Raw genomic sequence first — 20,248 nt, 5'->3', positions numbered from 1 at the left:
GACACTTCATACCGATTTCCTCTTTGATTCTATTAATTTGGAGAACCTTACACAGTAAACGGTCGTGTTTTAAAATGGAGTACTATAGTTTTTGAATATGAAATATTACCTATTTGGACAAAAATAAAACAAATGATATGATAAATAAATTGGATATTTGCATATAATTTTAAAGTAAATCAATTTAGTAGATTGGAGAGGGGTTTTAAGATTTCACTGATTTTGATTAGTCCGATGAAGTGGATGCCGTAGCAAAAGAGTCAGGCTAAACGTGAACAAACGAGAACAAGCCAATAAATCACACATAGTCTTGGTCAAAGAATCCATAGCTTGAAGGTTACTGGGGTGGGATGAAGAAGCAACGTTTTTTCCAAGACTTCAAGGAAGTCCAAGAAAAATATGGATAACTTCGTGCAGCTTTTGGATCACATTTTGCAAGCATGGACCCAAATGGTTATGAAATTTCGCCAAACGGACCAAGTTTAACCAAGAGTTCTTGTCAAAGAAACCTGACTTTCCGATTGAATCTTCCTCCTTATTGGACTTAGTTGACCTAAGGTTGAGTCTGTCTTTTTTGCTCTGATCTTGAATCATTTTTAAGTAGAGAGGGGTGAACCCGTTACGGAGAGACGATTTCCTAATTTTCCGTAACGGTACATATGAGCAAGTATTTTTATCGCTTCATGATCATCGTTCTCTTCGCTTTTCTTGGCATAAGTATTTTGGGAAGTGGTCAAGTTTTTGCGAGTGGGAGCAGCTTTAACGTCCCCCATGTAAATGATCACTTTGAAAAGGTTCAACAAGGTCCGGCGCCGACGAAGGAAGCGCCAGTCACCCCAACTCCACAAAAAGAAAAAGAGCATGGAGATGGGAATTGGCTTTCGAAAGCATGGAATTGGACGAAGGAAACCGTCTCCAGTGCCTGGAATAAAACAAAGGAAGTTTGTTCCGAAGCATGGGACTGGATTTGTAATGTCTGTGATCAGATTACGAAAGTCGTTGTAGATGGGTTGTCTTCTGCATGGGACTGGATTAAGGAGAATATCGTCACCATTGGAGTAACGATTGGGCTTATCGTGTTGGTCATTGTCGCTGTGGTTTTGATAGTTGCGGGTGGCGAGTTCGTGCTTGGTGCGGTCGTAATCTCGGGAGCTTCCCTGGCTGAAGGGATTCTGACTGGTATTGTCATCAGTGGCCTGTTTTCTTGGCTTACAGGAAATGACTTTCTTGGACCAGAAATGCTCTCAGATATGCTATTTGGAGGCCTGTCTGGAGGCATTGGAGGGGTGGTCGGCTCCTATGCAACCTCAAGCATTGCCGGTTCGGGCTTTGTTTCTTGGCTGGGTTCGAAGATTTCCTGGTTAGGTGAAGCCTTTCCTAAAATCTTTGGCGGGGCAGTAGGGAGCGGAACGGGTCAAACTTTTTTTGATTGGTTTAAGACCGGGAAGGTGAATTTCAGGAATACGGTTGTTGCGACAATCTTTGGTGGACTCTTTGCATTTACGAGTTGGTCCATATCAGAGCATTCGGGTTCGATCCTTTCCAAAATAACGGATATTCCGATCCCGACACTTGAGGTTCGAGTTTTGGAAGCATCGGGATCAGGATATAAAATACCATCCATAAGTTTTGGTAAAATAACTGTTGGAGATACTGAATTCGGTACGTGGTTGCAGAAGTTTGCTTCTAATGGTGACGATATAACTGGAACGAATAAAGACAGTGTTACGGGAAAAGTTTTTAAAACTAGACCACTTGATTCAAAGGTTGATGCAGATATCATTAACAGAGTTAAGGAATTAAGAGCAGCTTTACCAAGTAAATATAAAAAATCAGGTAACTTTGCTATAGCGGAAGTTCATGTTAGTGGAATTAGTAAGACTGAGTTTTATGCACATAGTAGTATTGACGAACTGACAGGAACATTATCAGAAAGAGTCCCTGATATTTCCTTAAAGCCCAAAAATCCAATTTTTAAAGCTTATCCAGCACCCAACAAGAATGGAGATATATTTCTTAGGGATTCAGATACAGAATATAAAATCCTTAATGATATTGCAGCTAGACTAGGTGATAATACAAAAGCTACTGGGGAGATTAAGTTATTCACAGAATTAGACACCTGTGCGAGTTGTAGTAGAGTAATAGCAGAGTTTGCTAAAAAATATCCAAACATTAAATTAGATATTGTCCATAATAATGGTAATAGGATAATAAAATAATCTTTATTCTTAATACTGGAGGGTTATTTGTTGAAGGATTGGGAATATCATGAGTTGCTTGAGGCTGTGAAAGAAACTTACGAAGATTTCTTGAGAAAAAATATAGGTTATAGGTATGCTGTTGCAAGAACCTTTTATGAGTTTGAAACAGTTTGTAATGAGGGGAAAACAGAGAGTTTGCTAGTTCATATTGCATTAGGTGAGATCGTATTAACCCACGAAAAGGTATTTGTTGGTAATATTGAAGCGATTAAAAAAGAGCTAACGAGCGTTAATCTGAGTCAACTAGAAAATGAATTAACCTCTGAAGAAATTGAAGATCTTTCAAAAAGAATTACTAATGTTCTAAAGGGGCTTGAATTTGTTCATATAGACTATAATCCAAGAACTTAATTAGATTTTTATGAAAAAAGAACCCCAAAAGTCCAGACATTTAAGCCGCATTTGAAGATAAAAGTTGACGAAATTCTTTTGGAGACAGATATCCTAATGCAGAATGCGGTCGCTCCGCATTGTAGAATCGGATGTAGCGGTCGATATCTTTTTTGGCTTCCAGGAAAGAGGAGTATTCCTGAAGCCAAACCGTTTCCTCTTTCAGCGTCCGGAACCAACGCTCAATGTAAGCATCGGTGTCAGGGTTGTTGTAACCCGTTCGCTCCTGCTTAATTCCGGCATCTTGAAGAGCTTTGACGTATCGTCTGCTGGTCATTTGGCAACCATTGTCACTACGAATTGTCAGGCCACGGCCTTTGACTCCTTGAGGGAAACGTTTTTCCAGTGCTTGATTGACAGCAGAAAGAAGCTCATCGGTTCGGCAGAACCGTGAGAAGGAATAGCCCACGATTTCTTTGTCATAGGCATCAATCACAGCAAACAAGTAGCCCCAGCCATCACGTCCACACCAAATCTTCGTCATATCCACTTGAAAATGCTGATTAGAGCCGGTGACCGGGATCCGGCCCGATTGCTTTTTTCTTTTCGCCGTTCCTCCTTTGGAACGGGTTAGCAAACCTAACTCTTTCATAATTCGGTAAACACGCTTGTGGTTAACACGAAGCTGATAGCGCTTGTACAGCCACACTCGGATTCGGCGGTACCCATTGGTCGGAAATTCTCCGCAAAGCTCTTGGATCTTCTGACGAAGCCCTGCTTCGTCAGAGCGTTCGTGCTTCTTGGGCTCATACTCCTTGAGCAGAGCATATCCGTAGGTGCGATTGATGCGAAGGGCAACCGTGATTTGCGGGACCGAATACCCCTCGCTATGCAGGATCCGTACCAGATCCCAGGTTTTTACCTTCGGCCCCAGTTCGTCTTTTTTCGGAGAATCTCAATCTGGATTTCCTTTTCGCCAATGAGTGCTTTTGCCTTTTCCAATTCCTTTTCCAACTCTTGTTCACGATGAGTGATTCCTGTTTTTAATGCACTCAGACCTCCTTGGATGAAGGCCTCCCGCCATTTGTAGTACTGAGTTTGTACAATTCCATATTCTCTGCAAACAGCGGAGATATTGGCACCTGGTGCCATCCCTGCCAAAACAATCTCCATTTTTTGCTCAGCAGTCCATTTTCGCCGTCCCATAAAAAAGACCCCTTTCTTGCTTCCTATTATACTCTCTCTTTTGTCTGGAAGCGTATGGGGTCATTATAAATGTCATGACTACGCTTATTCGTTTAGGAAGGCTTGAATGATGATGATCATTATTATTTGGATTGATGCCAGTTCGTGAGGAAATGTGGCTATAGGTAGTTTTGACGTTGTCCAAAATGTAAAACTAGTCCACTGATCATAGAGCGAAAGCCATTCAATGGCATTAGATAGATATTGAGGGGTTGCCGTGTGCAGCCCTTTTTATGTTTTTGGTGTCATAGCCGATTTTATTCGGTCTCGTCTTATCACTCCTTTAGTTTGATGGCGATATTGTCCTGCTCCAAGAAGACTGTTGGTCTCCATTATTCCTGATACCAAAGAGTCTGTTTCATATACCGGTGTTTAATAATCAATTAAACCAAAAATATGTGACTACTAAACAAAAATATTAGACAAACCATATTATACTATACTTTTTTGCAGTTAATATACCTACGGAAATTTGCTACCATAAAAATTGGAGGAGATATTTAATGAATACACGAGACTTTCGGAATTGTCTGGGTTCTTTTGCAACGGGTGTAACGGTGGTCACCTGTAAAACAAAGAATGGAATTCATGGATTTACAGCAAATTCTTTCACTTCTGTTTCACTGGACCCACCACTGATCTTGGTATCGGTAGACCGGAAAATAAAAGCTTGCGGCTATATGAAGGACAATTCGTTTGCGGTGAATATTTTACACAGTCATCAAGAAGCGGTGGCCCTCCATTTTGCTGGACGGCCTCAAGAGAAACTTGATCTTCAATGGGAAGAAGGGGAGTTTGCACCTTACCTTGCCAATTGCCTTGCAACCATCGAATGTGTACCGTGGAGAACCTACGACGGAGGTGACCATGTCCTATATTTGGGGGAAGTGAAGAACTATAGGTATAAAGAAGGCAATGCCTTAGGGTTCTACACGGGTCAATTCTTCACTGTACTAGGATCTAATCCCCAATAGATGGGGTGAAACCGTGAAAGCACATCAACTGTTATTCCAAAACTTGATCGACATTAATCCTCGTGTAGGGATCATCAAGTTACATTCTCGAAGGATGGCCCTCATATCAACAGCAGCAATGGGGATCTTACGTAGGGACTTAGTAAGCACCCTCGGTATGGAACGGGCCAAAGGATTTTTAATGAGATACGGTTGGGCCTGCGGCTATCATGACGGGGAAGCGATTCAGAAGATGTTCGATTGGGATTCAAAGGAAGAATTAATTCTTTCAGGGCCATCTTTACACACATTGGAGGGGATCGTTACAGTTGAACCTGATGAATTGCAATTTGACAGCGAAAAATTGTACTTCACAGGTTATTGGTCTAATTCCTATGAAGTTGAGGAGCATATTCGTCATTTTGGTACTAGCGATACTCCAGTGTGTTGGACCCTTGTAGGTTATGCAAGTGGTTTTCTGACGAAGGTGTTTGGGAAGGAAGTGCTGGTAAAAGAGCAGCAATGTGTAGGAAAAAAAGATAACCGTTGCTTTTATGTTGCTAAGACGATCGATCAGTGGGAGGAAGAGGAGCGGGAGGACCTACGGTATTACCAAGCGGAGAACTTGTTCTCCGAGTTGGATCGAGTGTATAAAGAGATCCAAAAGTTGAATCAAAATATTCTTTATGCCGAAGAGATCCACAAAAAATTAACCAATTTTATGCTGGAAGGAAGAAGTTTATCATATATCTTGAGTTTCCTCGCCGATGTCCTTAACCGGAGTGTCGTGATTGAAAAAGGTAACTTAGGAGAAATTTTAGAGGCTTGCTTCAAAGCTGATACCCACGAAAATGATTATAAAATGTGGAAATTGTCAAAATCACTGCACCAAAATGTGAAGTTAGATACCTTTGAACTAAAAGCCAATGGGATTCTGTTGGGCAAAATGCTCGTAATCGGAAGCGAATATCTGAGCAAACAACAACAGATGATTATCGAGCGAGCGATTAATGTATGTATTATTCAGATGTTTCATCAACGAGCCATTGCGCAATCAATCTGGAAGATGAAAGAGGACTTTTTAGAGGATATACTGGACGGAAAATACGACGAAGATCTCTTAAGAAGAAGAGCCAATGACCTTGATATTCGCATTGACGGGCATTCTAGGGTATTGGCTATTAAGCTGTCGCTAAAAGAGGAATTGGAGAATGTTTTGAGCTTTATTGTTTTAAAACACCCCCATATTAATGCTTTTTTAAAAAGAGATTCCATTATCCTCATCTTGCAAGGCGAATCAGAAAAAGCCGGGCCCAATGTATATGAGTTCCTGGTTAGTTTAAAGGTATTAATCGAGGAAAAATTCAAAATCCTTAAAGTATATATTAGCTCCGGGAGAGTGGTTCAATCTTTAGCTGAACTAGGGAAGAGTTATGAGGATGCTCTTCGGATTACAAGGTTTTTGCAACTGGCTTATCCTTCTTACAACGCAGTAGCCACTTTTGAGCAGCTTGAACCTATTATGCTTTTTCTGAAGTGTGCTGACCCAGAAGAACTGATTTCTTTCTGCAAAAAAACCATCGGCAAATTGATTGAATATGATCAGACGAATCAAAACAACTTGCTTCTTACTTTGAAAACGTACTTAGACCTTAACGGCAATCTTCATAAAACATCACAAAAACTTCACCTCTCCATCGCAGGCTTGCGCTATCGGATTAAAAGAATAGAGGAGCTATGCGGGGTTAATTTAAAAGATGGTGCCATTTCGTTTAACTTCCAAATGGCTATACAGATATACTTTGCCCTCAAACTGATCAATCAAAAGCCTTTTTTGTAAGCGCTCTTTTGTAAACGGTAACAATTAAAGTGATTTTTTGCCGAACACCAATTAGGTATGCACCGGATCGAATTCTAGACTACTTATACTGAATTACTTTAAGGGGGGTGATAGCCAAACGTTAAAATGCACTTTGATTATTTTGACAGAATAACCATTTAAAGGAGGGTTAATATGGGGACAAAACAAGACACCCGAAAGCCTCTAACAGGGGAGGAGTATTTGGAGAGTATTAAGGACGGTCGAGAAATCTGGCTACATGGTGAACGGGTGAAGAATCCAGTAGAACATCCCGCGTTTCGCAACTCGGCTCGTTCTATTGCCCGCCTGTACGATGCTTTACATGAACCCCAATACAAGGATGTTCTGACGACAGAAACAGATACTGGTTCTGGAACCTATACCCACAAATTTTTCCGTGCAAGCCGGAGTGTAGATGAACTGGTTGGCGCCCGGGATGCAATTGCCACTTGGTCTCGTCTTACCTATGGTCAAATGGGCCGTTCCCCTGACTATAAAGCATCGTTCTTAGCTACTTTGGGTGGCAATCCAGAGTATTACGCTCCTTTTGAAGAAAATGCCCGCAGGTGGTACAAGGAAGCACAGGAGAAAGTGTGGTTTTTTAATCACGCTATAATTAACCCACCGGTGGATCGGAATAAACCCATCCATGAGGTAGGGGACGTGTTTGTTCGAGTGGAGAAAGAGACGGACCAAGGAATTGTAGTTAGTGGAGCGAAGATGGTAGCAACAGGGTCGGCGAACTGCCATTATAACTTTGTGGCTCACTACGGTCCACTTCCGATTCAAAAAGAGGATTTTGCTTTGGTTTTTATCGCTCCAATGAATACACCAGGTGTAAAGCTCATTTGTCGGCCTTCTTACGAAATGAATGCTGCCGTGATGGGCAGCCCATTTGATTACCCGTTGAGCAGCCGTTTTGATGAGAACGACACAGTGCTTATTTTTGATAAGGCCCTAATTCCATGGGAAAACGTGCTGATTTATCGCAACATCGAGAAAGCCAATGGTTTCTTCCCAGTCAGTGGCTTTCTGCATCGATTTACTTTCCATGGCGTCACGCGTCTCGCTGTTAAGCTGGACTTTATTGTGGGATTGATGTTGAAGGCAATCAAATTGGCTGGCACTGACCAGTTCCGGGGTGTACAGGCCAACGTTGGTGAAATCATCGCCTGGCGTCATCTGTTTTGGTCTATCAGTGATGCGATGGCGAGAAATCCCATGAAGGGAGCAAACTGTACTGTCCTTCCCAACTTGAACTATGGTTTGGCCTACCGTGTCTTTATGACCTATGGTTGGCCAAAAGTAAAAGAGATCATCGAGAACGTGGTCGCCGGCGGCCTCATCGTGCAACCATCCAGTGTAGAAGATTTCAAAAATGAAGAATTACGTCCATACCTAGATAAGTTATACCGTGGTTCCAACGGATATGACGCAGAAAGCAAGATGAAGGTAATCAAACTCTTGTGGGATGCCATTGGGTCTGAATATGGCGGCCGGCATGAGCTATACGAACGGAATTACTCGGGTAATCATGAAAATATTCGTTTAGAAAACTTGTTCAGTGCAAAAGAATCCGGGGAAGCAGAAGAGTATGAAAAGTTTGCTGAACAATGCCTGAACGACTACGATTTGAACGGATGGACCAATTCCACGTGGATCAATCCTGACGATGTCAGTCGTGTAATTAAAAAAGTAGCGCTGTGAATCACCTTGAAATGACACCGATTAGAAAGGTCTGGGATTCACAACGCCTATAAAAAAGTAACCCTATACAATCAATTATACGTGATTCCTCTTTTTTTCTCTAGTGTTGCAAGAGTTCTTGCCTATTCCAAAATCATTTGGAAGTAAAAGGAGGAAGTAAAGTGGAAAAAGAGCCAATTTTCGATGTGGCGCAGCTCGCTCATGTAGAAATTTACACGCCGAAACCTGATAAAACGCTGTGGTTTTTTAAAGAGCTCCTCGGAATGGAGGAATCGGGAAGGGAAGGACAATCGGTATACCTAAGAGCCTATGAAGATTTCTACCACCATACCTTGAAAGTGACGGAAGGGAAGGAGCCAGGACTGGGACATGTCGCCTGGCGTACCACTTCACAGCAGGCACTTGAGCGACGTGTCAAAGCCATTGAAGTAAAGGGGCTCGGACAGGGGTGGTCTGACGGTGAAATGGGTCAAGGTGCGGCGTACCGCTTTGTTACCCCGGACGGACATCCGATGGAGCTTCTGTGGGAAGTAGAATACTACAAAGCTTCGGAAGAAAAGAAAACTCCACTCCTTAACCGTCCTCAAAAAAGGCCCAGCCGCGGAATTCCGGTTCGGCGTCTGGATCATGTCAATTTGATGGCAAATGATGTGACATCAAATAAAGAGTTCATGATGGAACAACTTGGGTTTAAATTACGTGAGCATATTATCCTTAAAGACGGAACCGAAGCAGGTAGTTGGTTGAGCGTTAGTCCCTTGGTTCACGAAATTGCCTTTATGAAAGACCAGTTGGGAGGTAAGGGGCGTTTCCACCATGTGTGCTATTGGTATGGCTATCCGCAGCACTTGGCTGATATCGCTGATCTGTTTGCCGAAAATGGTATTGAGATCGAAGCAGGACCTGGAAAGCATGGGATTAGCCAAGCCTATTTCATGTATGTCTTTGAGCCCGGAGGAAACCGGGTGGAGCTGTTCGGTGACGCCGGGTACCTGATCTTCGACCCCGACTGGAAACCGGTTACCTGGCGAGAGGAAAACCTGGATAAGGGAATCATCTGGTTCGGCTCTCCTTTACCGGCGGAGTACTTCATCTACGGAACACCGGACATTCGAAAACAGTCGGAAGTGGCGAAATAAGAAAGGAGGGGGGCTTTTTGCTCCCCTCTCTTCATCGATGAAAAAAGGAGGGGTATTGATGCGGATTCATATGGTGGATACTCTGGCTTTGCCAGCGTCGGTGGTGGCCATTGGAGCCTTTGACGGCGTGCATCGGGGACACCAGAAGGTGATCGGTGAGGTGGTGAAAAAGAGCAAGTCCCTGGGAGTGCCCAGTGTGGTCTACACCTTCGACCCGCCACCCCGCTCCTATTTTGAAGGGGCCAGCATCCTCACCCCAATTCATGAAAAGCTTCGCCGCCTGTGTGAACTCCAAGTAGATCACGTCGTAGTGGCCAACTTTGACGCCGCCTATCTCGAGCGGAGCGCCAAAGATTTTATTCGGGAACTTTCCAACCTCCATCCCGTTGAAGTGATGGTAGGGAAAGATTTTCGCTTCGGACGAGGGAGGGAAGGAGGACTTGAGGATCTGGCGGAGCATTTTCCCGTCTGGGTGATTGATGCAGTCTGCTGTTCCTGTGGGGAGGTGATCTCCTCCACCCGCATCCGCCAGCTGATCGCTCAGGGGGAAATGGTTGAGGCTTTATCTTTACTAAATTAGGAGGGAATAACATGCAGATGTCTATAGAAAAGAGGATGATGGATTGCCTGCACTTTATCGATGGTCAGTATATGGAATCTTCAAATGGAAAAACCTTTGTCAACATCAACCCGGCTACCGAGGAAGTGTTAGGCACCGTCGCCGAAGGCGGAAAAGAAGAGATTGACCGGGCGGTGGCAGCAGCAAAGAAAGCGTCCAAGGGTCCTTGGAAAAAGATGACCACCCAGGAGCGGATCACCGTTTTACGGCGGATCGGGGACATCATCTTGGAACGGAAAGAGGAACTGGCCCGCTTGGAGTCTCTAGATACCGGGAAACCCTATTCTCTGTCCAGCACCCTAGATATTCCGCGGGCGGCGTACAATTTTCACTTCTTCGCCGACTATCTGCGTTCTGTTGGAACGGAAGCCTACCAAATGGACGCTGTAGCCCTTAACTATGCCATCCGACGCCCTGTTGGTGTGGTGGGACTCATTAACCCCTGGAACCTTCCCTTGCTCTTGTTGACCTGGAAGCTGGCTCCTTGTCTGGCCGCCGGGAATACAGCGGTAATTAAGCCGGCAGAGTGGACCCCGATGACGGCCACAGTGTTGGGAGAGATCTGCCAAGAGGCAGGCGTTCCTGATGGGGTAGTCAACATCGTCCACGGTTTCGGTCCCGACTCCGCAGGGTCAGCTCTGACGGAGCACCCTGATGTGAACGCCATCTCTTTTACCGGAGAGACGACCACGGGGAAGGTAATCATGGCCGCCGCCTCCAAAACCTTGAAGCGCCTCTCCTATGAATTGGGCGGAAAAAACCCCAATATCATCTTTGCTGATGCGGATTTAGACGAAGTGATCGAGACAACTCTGAAGTCCAGCTTTTCCAACCAGGGAGAAGTCTGCCTAGCGGGATCCAGGATCTATGTGCAAAAGCCGATCTATGAGGAGTTTTTAGACAAATTTGTCGCTAGAACTAAAGAGTTAGTCGTGGGGGATCCCTTTGATCCCAAGACCAATGTAGGGGCTTTGATCAGTAAGGAGCATTATGAGCGGGTGAAGGGCTATTTGGAAGTAGCTAAAGAGGAAGGGGAGATTCTCGTTGGCGGCGGTCGCCCCGCAGGGTTGGATCGAGGGTATTACCTGGAGCCCACCATTATCACAGGGGTAAATGACCAATGCCGGGTGGTTCGGGAGGAGATCTTTGGACCGGTGGTCTCTGTACTCCCTTTTGAGAAGGAAGAAGAAGTGATCGCCCTGGCTAATGACACACACTATGGGTTGAGCGCCACGCTTTGGACCAATGACCTGCGCAGGGCGCACCGGGTGGCCGGGAGCATCGAAGCGGGGATTGTCTGGGTAAACACTTGGTTTCTGCGGGATTTGAGAACCCCTTTCGGCGGCATGAAGCAGAGCGGGATCGGCCGGGAAGGGGGCATGCACAGCTTCGAGTTCTTCTCGGAACTGACCAATATCTGCATTAAACTTTGATGGAGAGGAGTTTGGTTTGATGAGCAAAATGAAGGCTGCCATCCTAGGCTCCGGCAACATCGGAACCGATTTAATGTATAAACTGCTGCGCAGCGAATGGATCGAGCCTGCTTGGATGATCGGGATAGACCCCTCCTCTGACGGATTGAAACGGGCCAGGGAGAACGGCATGACCACCTTTGATCAGGGGCTGAAGGCGGCTCTGGAGGAGATTTCCCCGGATATCGTCTTTGATGCTACTAGCGCCAAGGCTCATATCCGCCACGCCAAGTTGTTGAAGGAAAAGGGGATTCAAGCGGTGGATTTAACGCCCGCTGCCCGGGGTCCCTTGGTGATTGCCGCGGTTAACCTGGATGAGCATATGGATGCTCCCAACGTCAACATGGTCACCTGCGGCGGCCAGGCCACCGTGCCTATGGTGTACGCGGTGAGTAGGGTGGTAGGGGTTTCTTATGCGGAGATTATAGCGACGATTTCAAGCCGAAGTGCTGGCCCTGGAACACGGCAAAATATTGACGAGTTTACGGTGACGACGGCGCGGGCCTTGGAAGCTATCGGGGGAGCCAAAAAGGGGAAGGCGATTATCATTCTTAATCCAGCGGAACCTCCTATTCTGATGCGGGACACGATTTATTGTCGCATCGATAAAGCCGATGAGGAAACCTGTGAAAAGATTGACCGATCCATCCGTGAAATGGTGAAACACGTGCAGACCTATGTGCCGGGTTACCGCCTCAACCGGGATCCTATCTTCCGAGATGATGTGGTCAGCATCTCTATCGAAGTGGAGGGATTGGGGGATTATCTCCCGGTGTATGCTGGCAATTTGGACATCATGACGGCGGCGGCGGTGAAGGTCGGGGAAGAAATTATCAAAAACCGGATATCGGCGGGGAAATAAAGGGAGGGAGCATTTATATGGTGGAAGAGAGGAAAATCAGCATCACCGATGTTACCTTGCGGGATGGGATGCATGCGGTACGGCACCAGTTCAGCGTCAAGGATGTCAAAGAGATTGCCTCTGCTTTGGACCGAATGGGCGTCAGCCACATTGAGGCCACCCACGGCGACGGGCTGGGAGGCAGCTCCCTCCAATATGGCCTTAGCAAGGAGACAGAGGAGGATTTCCTGAAGGCAGCCTGTGGCGTGATTCAAAACGCTAAGCCTACTGCCCTGCTCCTCCCGGGGATCGGCACCGTGGATCATATGAAGCGGGCGGCGGAATATGGCATCAAAGCTGTGCGCGTGGCGACCCATTGCACTGAAGCGGACATCTCCGAGCAGCACATCGGGGAAGCACGCAAAATGGGGTTGGAGACGGTGGGCTTTTTAATGATGTCCCATATGGTCTCCCCCGCCACTCTGGTGGAGGAAGCGAAGAAGATGGCTTCCTACGGAGCTCAGACGGTCTACATTGTCGACTCGGCAGGGGCCATGTTGATGGAGGAGGTCCGGGAGCGTATCTCCGCCTTGGTAAACGCCTTGGATGACGATGTAGAAGTAGGCTTCCACGCCCATAACAACTTGGGGATTTCCATCGCCAACTCTCTGGCCGCTGTGGAGGAAGGGGCCACCCGTATTGACTGCAGCTTGGCTGGCCTCGGAGCCGGCGCTGGAAACACGCCCTTGGAGGTGTTTGCGGCGGTAACGGAAAAACAGGGCATCGCCACGGGCCTAGACCTCTATCTGGCGATGGATGCCGCGGATGATATCGTACGTCCCAAGATGCACCGGCCAATTCAGATCGACCGCTTAAGCCTGACCATAGGTTATGCCGGGGTGTACTCCAGCTTCCTGCTCCATGCCTTCAGAGCTGCAGAACAGTTCAAGGTGGATCCCCGAGATGTCTTGGTGGAGCTGGGGAAAAGAAAGGTGGTCGGTGGTCAGGAGGATATGATCGTCGACGTGGCGGTGGAGCTGGAACAGAAACAGGCAGCGATGCAAAGGTAAAACGGTGAAGGGAATGGTCCATGGAAGTGCCCATTCCCTCATCTTCATGTGATAGGAGGGGAAACTCTTGTCGGAAGGGAAAGACTTGAAGGCATTGGCTGATATTTTGTGGGAGGCGGAGGAAAAGGGCCGCGGAGGAATTCCGCTTACCCAATTTCAGCCAGATCTGACACCAGAAGAGGCCTATCGTGTGCAATTGATCAATATTCAACGGAAGCTGGAACAAGGACAAAAAGTCGTCGGGAAAAAGATCGGCCTCACCTCTTTAGCCATGCAGCAGCTTTTAGGAGTGGATCAGCCGGACTACGGCCATCTCCTCGATGGCATGGTGGTGGAAAATGGTCAGAAGATCCCCCGGGAGCGGGTGATGCAGCCAAAGGTGGAGGCAGAGATCGCTTTTGTGTTAAAGAAGGATCTCGTGGGTCCGAAGGTTACCCTGATGGATGTGATGCTAGCCACGGACTATATCGTGCCGGCCTTGGAGATCGTAGATAGCCGGATAAAGGACTGGAAGATAAAACTGGCCGACACCATCGCCGACAATGCCTCTTCGGGGCTGTATACACTAGGGGGGAGTCCAATTTCCGTGGATCGGGTGAACCTGACGCAGATCGGCATGGTCCTCTATAAGAATGGCCGGATCGTCAATACCGGGGTTGGCGCCGCGGCGTTAGGTAACCCGGCCGCCTGCGTCGCCTGGTTGGCCAACAAGTTATTCGAGTTTGATATAACCTTAAAGGCCGGAGAAGTAATCCTTTCCGGAGCCCTGTCCGCCGCGGTGGATGCGAAACCGGGAGACCATTTCTGCGCTCGGTTTGCCCATATCGGCGAAGTAAGCCTCGAGTTTTAAACATCATCTGTGTGGAGGAGCTGAAAATGGGGATCGATATTAAGGGAATAGCTCAATTTTTGCACCTGGCGGAAACGGAGAAGCGGGCGGTGGAGCGGATCACCGCAAAATACCCGGAGCTGACTGTTGAAGAAGCTTACCGAATCCAGGATGAGCTGGCTGCTATCAAACGAGCACAGGGCCATCAAGTGATCGCTCGTAAGATGGGTCTTACCAGCCAAGCGAAGATGAAGCAGATGAATGTGGAGGAACCCATCTACGGCCTTTTGTTTGACTATATGGTGATTGATGACGGTGGCGTATTGGTCTATGATGAGCTGATCCATCCACGGGTGGAAGCGGAGATCGCCTTTGTCCTAGGTGAAGACCTGGAGGGACCGGCGGTAACCGGAGCCCAGGTTCTCAAAGCCACCAAATACGTGTTGCCGGCTATTGAGTTTGTCGACAGTCGCTATGAAAACTTCAAGTTTACTCTGGCCGATGTTGTCGCAGACAACACATCTTCCTCCCGCTTTGTTCTGGGGAGTAAATTGACCTCTCCCAGGGGCCTCGATTTGGATCTTATCGGAGTCTCCCTGCGCATAAATGGGGAGATCAAAGGTTTGGGCGCCGGAGCTGCTGTGTTGGGTCATCCGGCCAACTCCGTTGCCATGTTAGTCAATATGCTTGCTCGCAAAGGAGAGAAGCTCCGAGCCGGTGAAGTGGTGTTGACCGGGGGAATTACCGAAGCAATTGAAGTGGAACCCGGGGATGTGGTGACGGCCAAGCTGGATCAGCTGGGCGATGTGAGTGTTGTGGTGAGATGAAATGATGCAATACCGGGAGTTGGCCGAAGCGCTGTGGTCCACCGAAAAGAACAGCAGGGAAATCCGGAGAATAACCTTGGATCACCCCTCTTTGAGCATAGAGGACGCCTATGGGATCCTTGATCAACTGATTTTGTTGAAACAAGGGCCCGGCATCATGGTGAATGGGTGTTGGAAGCAACTGATTGCGTCTTGCCCGCTTTGGAAGTAGTGGACAGTAGGTATATCAATTATACATTCAGCGGTTTAGACATTATGCAGATAATAACTCTGCTGCCCGAGTGATCCTGGAGGAGCACGGCGGAGAAGATCTGATGGCAGTCAGGTGTATCTTTTTGAAATAGGAAATTTATGGAAGCGAGTAAGGGAGCTGACGTCCTCGGTCACCCCGGCAATGCCGTGGCCTGGTTGGCCGATTTTTTGGTCAGGAGGAGAAAATATAATGATGCAAGGTCAGATCATCATTTTCCGGCGGGATGACAAAAGCTGTGGATTTTGAACGTGGAGATGAAATATGCGCTCGGTTGGGCTCACTTGGTGAAGGTAAAATTTTCAGTGATTTAAGGAGGGATTTGTAATGCCACTTGCGCAAATTCATATCCTGGAAGGACGGACTCCGGAGCAAAAGAAAAAGATGATTACAGAAGTGACAACTGCCTTGGTCAACAGCCTAGATGTCCGACCAGAAAATGTGCGGGTCATTATATATGAACTACCGAAGAGTCATTGGAGCGTTGGCGGGGTGACAATGGAGGAACGTGAGTGATCCCTTCTTATTTCATCGCTTATGTCGCCCCCTTCCTTGGCTATTGGGATGGGTATACGTTTTTCCAACCGGCCAATGGGGATTGGTAACGGAGTTTGTTCCGGTCCAATATTTGAGAGAAAAGTGGGAACCCAATAAATAAGGATCTATAACCGATTGTCTGAGACACCGTTCATAAAAAAATCTTGTCCCAAAGTTTGCAAAAGGTACGCATCAGTAATGTGATGCAGAAATTAAATGTAAAAGGGCGTTCCCAAGCTGTCGTCGAGTTGGTCCGGTTGGGCGAATTGAAAATTTAATGGGATGATCCCTGCCTTTATGCATGTGGCAGGGGTTTTTATTATATAAATCATTATGGAAAAAGGGAAAACGAGCTTCTTCCACTGTTTCCCAACGTCAGACTTTTGCCGGAACGCATCTTTGGTAATTTCATGAAATCCCGAGAGACTGATACTTAATGTCTAAGTATAAAGAGTGAGTACCGACCTGGTACTGAATTCAATTATCATCTCTTCTTCAACCTTGCATACTCACATCGTGACAACCAGACGCGAAACGTTACCGCGATCCAAGCGGTCAAATCCTTCATTAATGTCTTCGAGACGCAAGCGGTCAGTCAGCAACCGATTGACCGGTAAGCGCCCTTTTTTATAAAGCTCGATAAAACGAGGAATGTCGCGTGCCGGAACGCAACTTCCAACGTAAGACCCCTTAATGGTTCGTTCTTCAGCTGCGAGCAAGACTTGCGGGAAAGAGAGATGGTGTTTCGGATGGGGGAGTCCTGCCGTGACGGTTGTGCCACCGCGACGCGTGATGTTGATTGCAGTCTGCATAGCGAGAACTGCACCAGCGGTTTCAAATGCAAATTCCACACCGCCGTCGGTTGCCGCACGTATTTGTTCGGCCACTTCCGGATCACGTGCGTCAAATGCTGCGGTAGCCCCCAGTTCCAGTGCCGTCTTGAGCTTTGCGGGATTTATATCCACAGCTATAATGGTTCTTGCTCCTGCTACAAGGGCTCCCAGTATGGCGCACAGGCCGACTCCACCCAAGCCAACAACAGCTACACTGCTACCCGCTGGGACGCGGGCAGAATTCACCACAGCTCCAACTCCGGTCATCACTGCACACCCGAAGAGTGCGACTTCATCAAATGGTATTTCGGGATCGACCTTAATCAAGGAGTTCCTCGATACGACCGCATACTCCGCAAACCCCGATATGCCCAGATGGTGATGAATGTCCGTTCCGTCTTTGTGTAACCTTCTCTCCCCGGACAGGAGAGTTCCCACACTGTTAGCATTGGCGCCCGGTTCACAGAGTGCTGGCCGACCTTCTTGGCAGGGAAGGCAGTGTCCGCAACTGGGTACAAAGGCGCAGACAACATGATCGCCGGGCCGGATGTCGTTTACACCAGGTCCGACTTCAACGACCTCCCCTGCCGCCTCGTGACCAAGGACCATCGGGATGGGACGGGGCCGGCTGCCGTTAATGACAGAAAGGTCGGAGTGGCACAAACCAGTGGCACGAATGCGAATAAGTACTTCGCCCATTTGGGGCGGGTCAAGGTCGAGAGTTTCTATTCGAAGTGGCCGGCTGTCCTTGTAAGGAGCCGGCAGGTTCATTTCATACAAAACGGCGGCGCGTATTTTCATCTGACAATGCCTCCTTTATACGAAAACATGGCGATTGGGATCTTATTCGTAATATCCTTCCGTGGACTTTCGGAACGACTTAAATTGCTCTGAATCATGACCAAACCAGATTTCCGACTGGGTTTCTTGCGCAATCCGGCGGATGCGCTCCACCGTTTTTACATATCCAAGTGAATCGTAGATAATCCCCGGTGGTTTTACGGGAGGCCCAAAGTTTTCAGAGCTGTAAATCGCATCGGAAGCCAAGATGATGTTGCCCTTTTCCGGGAGTTTAACGTGCAGTCCAAGCATCCCCCATGCGTGTCCGCTGCCAAAGTTGAGGATTCGTACTCCTTCAGCCAGCGGGACGTTATCTTCGTCGCGCTTAATGGTGCGCCACTGCAAGTTGTTCTTGATCCAAGCGTCAATGTCGGCCCAAACGTACGCTCCTTCAGAGCGGTTACGAGCGTAAACTTGCAGGGTCCCGTTGAATTCGTCTTCATGGACGATCACAGTTGCATTGGTAAACATTTCGAGGCAGCCAGCGTGATCGAGATGGAGATGAGAAGCAATTACGAATTTAATGTCTTCCGGACGCACTTTTAGCTGTTCCAAGCGATTGTGCAGATAACACTCCTCGCTAGCGATCCAGGGGAACATCGACTGGGTGGATTCTGACCAGCGACCTTGAGGCCCCATGGAATCAGGGTTACATGAGGTGTCAAAAAGAATTTTTCCTTCCGGGTGATCAATCAAGACAGAATAAATTGGGAATTCGATCATTTCCGCAGGTGCGTTGGGATTGTCAACAGTAGCAGGATTGTGCATGGCGATCATCCAGTTTTTGTCCATTCTCATCCGTCCGTTGTCCAAGACGTACAGCTTCGGGCGTGCTTTCACAATGTTGGCCATGCTCATACCTCCTTTATCACAAATATGATTTTCGTATATATTTCAAAAGCAAGAATTGGGCCAACATAAAAAACACACAACATATATCATGAAATGGTACAAAGCGAACAGTGATTGGTGAATTTTTTCACTGATTATAGATTGATTTTTTTGATTATTTAGATTATCGTTGTTATAATAAAGTGGTGACGAAATTCACCGTTCAATGATAAATTTCACCATTGAAGAAATTGATTATTTTTTCGCATGGGGTGGTTATTATACCGAAAGCAAAGTGCTTTGACCCGGAACAGTTGGAACAAATTGCAGAAATTATCGAGTGGATTCCGGATGGCGTATATGTTACCAATGGTTCCGGAGTTACACTCCTTGTGAATTCCGCATATGAGAAGCTGTCGGACACCCGGCGGGAAGAGCTTATTGGCCGTCACATGAATGATTTGATTAAAGAAGGCTACATCAATCATTCGGTTTCCCTTCTCGTGATCGAACATAAGCGTTCTATGTCGCTGATGCAAAACTTGAGGAATGGTAAGGAGGTAATTGTTACCGGGAATCCCGTTTTCGATGAAGCTGGAGAAATCCAACTGGTTGTCACGAGTGTTCGTGATATTACGCGTTTGAACCGGCTGACGGAAGAGTTGGAGAAAGTGGTCGGACTTTCCGAACTGAACCGACATCAGTATCACCTGATGACGGATGGAGACAACACTTTTGTTTCCGAAAGCAAATGTATGAAAGAGATTATCGGAAAAGTGAAACAGGTGGCTCCGTATCCAACTAACGTACTGTTGCTTGGCCCATCCGGCGTTGGCAAAGAAGTGATCGCGAACCTCATCCATCATTTGAGTGATCGCAGGAATAAACCATTTATCAAAGTGAATTGTGCTGCGATACCGGAGGCACTGCTTAAGTCGGAGCTGTTTGGATATGAACCCGGTGCTTTTACAGGAGCTCGCAAAGGGGGAAAAAAAGGATTATTTGAATTGGCGGATGGTGGAACGATCTTGCTTGATGAAATTGGTGAAATGCCGCTTGCTTTGCAGACGAAGCTGTTACGGGTGCTGCAAGATCCCTTGGTTTATCGGATCGGTGGTATAAAAGCCCGACCTGTGAACGTCCGTGTGATTTCCTCAACCAACCGGGATTTGCGTAGTCTGGTAAAAGAACGACGCTTTCGTCAGGATTTGTTTTATCGTCTGCAGGTTGTTGAGATTCATATCCCCCCTTTGTCGGAGAGGCCTGAAGATGTTCCTGCTCTTATTGATTTTTATTTTATGCATTACTCAAAAAAATTCCGCGTTCAAAAACGTCTCAGTCTCGACGCCAAGGAACAGTTGTGCCGTTATCATTGGCCGGGGAATGTAAGGGAAATTAAAAATCTGATGGAGAATCTGATTGTCTCCGTTCCATCCCTTGTCATCGAGCTTCATCACCTTCCTGCTCATATTCAAAATGCACAAGTGAATCATCCACTCACATTAAAGAAGAGAGTGGAGAGGTATGAACAGCAGTTGGTTTTAGCGACGATAAAGTCGCAACCGTCCCTTCGTCAAGCCGCAAAGGTTCTCGGGATTGACCATTCAACATTAATCAAAAAACTACAAAGATGGAACCGAAATGGTTCGGTCCAAAATATAAACTGATAAAATACGGTTGAAGAACGGAAACGGGGAACTATTGTCAGGAGAATCAGGAGGAAATCTGATTTGAATCACACACTCATAGTGGAAACAGGTTAACAAATTACAACCATGTGTTGTTTCTTACAGAGTATGT

At 46.9% G+C, this 20,248-nt stretch carries 19 protein-coding genes and 1 pseudogene; 16 read left to right on the top strand and 4 right to left on the bottom strand.

All coding sequences use genetic code 11. From position 1 onward, the window contains the following. Positions 1–659: 659 nt before the first annotated feature. Positions 660–2,222, top strand: coding sequence for a deaminase domain-containing protein (locus NYE37_RS10580; RefSeq protein ID WP_340711999.1), 1,563 nt, complete (start codon positions 660–662; stop codon positions 2,220–2,222). 30 nt (positions 2,223–2,252) lie between these two features. After that, positions 2,253–2,615, top strand: coding sequence for an Imm3 family immunity protein (locus tag NYE37_RS10575; RefSeq protein WP_198056615.1), 363 nt, complete (start codon positions 2,253–2,255; stop codon positions 2,613–2,615). Positions 2,616–2,655: 40 nt separating this feature from the next. Here NYE37_RS10575 and NYE37_RS10570 read toward each other — a convergent pair whose 3' ends face one another. Both NYE37_RS10570 and NYE37_RS10565 read right to left on the bottom strand, forming a co-directional pair. Beyond that, on the bottom strand, positions 2,656–3,489 hold the full coding sequence (locus NYE37_RS10570; protein ID WP_340712058.1) for an IS3 family transposase: 834 nt from the start codon (positions 3,487–3,489) through the stop codon (positions 2,656–2,658). A 23-nt stretch (positions 3,490–3,512) separates the two neighbouring features. After that, positions 3,513–3,800, bottom strand: a complete 288-nt coding sequence (locus tag NYE37_RS10565) for a transposase (protein ID WP_340711998.1) — start codon at positions 3,798–3,800, stop codon at positions 3,513–3,515. 542 nt (positions 3,801–4,342) lie between these two features. On the opposite strand from NYE37_RS10565, the gene NYE37_RS10560 reads away from it, so the two are divergent. From NYE37_RS10560 to NYE37_RS10500, 13 genes and pseudogenes are all read left to right on the top strand, one after another. After that, positions 4,343–4,813 (top strand): flavin reductase family protein, encoded by a 471-nt coding sequence (locus NYE37_RS10560; protein ID WP_340711997.1) that lies wholly within the window; start codon positions 4,343–4,345, stop codon positions 4,811–4,813. A gap of 13 nt (positions 4,814–4,826) precedes the next feature. Further along, positions 4,827–6,632 carry a XylR N-terminal domain-containing protein gene (locus NYE37_RS10555; protein ID WP_340711996.1) on the top strand — a complete coding sequence of 602 codons (1,806 nt, stop codon included), beginning with the start codon at positions 4,827–4,829 and terminating at the stop codon, positions 6,630–6,632. A 174-nt stretch (positions 6,633–6,806) separates the two neighbouring features. After that, positions 6,807–8,360: a 4-hydroxyphenylacetate 3-hydroxylase family protein gene (locus NYE37_RS10550; RefSeq protein WP_340711995.1), complete on the top strand. Its 1,554-nt coding sequence runs from the start codon at positions 6,807–6,809 to the stop codon at positions 8,358–8,360. A gap of 161 nt (positions 8,361–8,521) precedes the next feature. Further along, complete coding sequence (locus NYE37_RS10545) at positions 8,522–9,499, top strand: catechol 2,3-dioxygenase (protein WP_340711994.1); 978 nt, start codon at positions 8,522–8,524, stop codon at positions 9,497–9,499. Positions 9,500–9,557: 58 nt separating this feature from the next. Further along, complete coding sequence (locus tag NYE37_RS10540; RefSeq protein ID WP_340711993.1) at positions 9,558–10,079, top strand: FAD synthetase family protein; 522 nt, start codon at positions 9,558–9,560, stop codon at positions 10,077–10,079. A gap of 11 nt (positions 10,080–10,090) precedes the next feature. Beyond that, complete coding sequence (locus NYE37_RS10535) at positions 10,091–11,551, top strand: aldehyde dehydrogenase (protein ID WP_340711992.1); 1,461 nt, start codon at positions 10,091–10,093, stop codon at positions 11,549–11,551. Positions 11,552–11,570: 19 nt separating this feature from the next. After that, positions 11,571–12,452 carry an acetaldehyde dehydrogenase (acetylating) gene (locus NYE37_RS10530; RefSeq protein ID WP_340711991.1) on the top strand — a complete coding sequence of 294 codons (882 nt, stop codon included), beginning with the start codon at positions 11,571–11,573 and terminating at the stop codon, positions 12,450–12,452. Between the two features lie 17 nt (positions 12,453–12,469). Then, positions 12,470–13,501: a 4-hydroxy-2-oxovalerate aldolase gene (dmpG, locus tag NYE37_RS10525; protein ID WP_340711990.1), complete on the top strand. Its 1,032-nt coding sequence runs from the start codon at positions 12,470–12,472 to the stop codon at positions 13,499–13,501. Positions 13,502–13,568: 67 nt separating this feature from the next. Next, positions 13,569–14,351, top strand: a complete 783-nt coding sequence (locus tag NYE37_RS10520; protein ID WP_340711989.1) for a 2-keto-4-pentenoate hydratase — start codon at positions 13,569–13,571, stop codon at positions 14,349–14,351. A gap of 26 nt (positions 14,352–14,377) precedes the next feature. Then, positions 14,378–15,157 (top strand): 2-keto-4-pentenoate hydratase, encoded by a 780-nt coding sequence (locus NYE37_RS10515; RefSeq protein WP_340711988.1) that lies wholly within the window; start codon positions 14,378–14,380, stop codon positions 15,155–15,157. 1 nt (position 15,158) lies between these two features. Then, complete coding sequence (locus tag NYE37_RS10510; protein WP_340711987.1) at positions 15,159–15,368, top strand: hypothetical protein; 210 nt, start codon at positions 15,159–15,161, stop codon at positions 15,366–15,368. A gap of 366 nt (positions 15,369–15,734) precedes the next feature. Further along, positions 15,735–15,923, top strand: a complete 189-nt coding sequence (locus NYE37_RS10505; protein WP_340711986.1) for a 4-oxalocrotonate tautomerase — start codon at positions 15,735–15,737, stop codon at positions 15,921–15,923. Between the two features lie 209 nt (positions 15,924–16,132). After that, positions 16,133–16,222, top strand: a pseudogene (locus tag NYE37_RS10500) (helix-turn-helix domain-containing protein); the annotation flags it as partial. Between the two features lie 231 nt (positions 16,223–16,453). Here NYE37_RS10500 and NYE37_RS10495 read toward each other — a convergent pair. Further along, the gene (locus NYE37_RS10495; protein WP_181731930.1) at positions 16,454–17,578 is read right to left on the bottom strand and encodes a zinc-dependent alcohol dehydrogenase family protein; all 1,125 of its coding nucleotides are present in this window, start codon (positions 17,576–17,578) and stop codon (positions 16,454–16,456) included. A 42-nt stretch (positions 17,579–17,620) separates the two neighbouring features. Further along, positions 17,621–18,469: an AhlS family quorum-quenching N-acyl homoserine lactonase gene (gene ahlS, locus NYE37_RS10490; RefSeq protein ID WP_037993759.1), complete on the bottom strand. Its 849-nt coding sequence runs from the start codon at positions 18,467–18,469 to the stop codon at positions 17,621–17,623. A gap of 221 nt (positions 18,470–18,690) precedes the next feature. Here ahlS and NYE37_RS10485 point away from each other — a divergent pair, with 221 nt between their 5' ends. Continuing rightward, the gene (locus NYE37_RS10485) at positions 18,691–20,115 is read left to right on the top strand and encodes a sigma-54 interaction domain-containing protein (RefSeq protein WP_220215015.1); all 1,425 of its coding nucleotides are present in this window, start codon (positions 18,691–18,693) and stop codon (positions 20,113–20,115) included. Positions 20,116–20,248 lie beyond the last annotated feature (133 nt).

Origin of the sequence: Thermoactinomyces sp. FSL K6-2592 (assembly GCF_038006465.1) — a bacterium.
Taxonomy (GTDB): domain Bacteria; phylum Bacillota; class Bacilli; order Thermoactinomycetales; family Thermoactinomycetaceae; genus Thermoactinomyces; species Thermoactinomyces vulgaris.
This window is presented reverse-complemented; position numbering and strand designations above follow the sequence as displayed.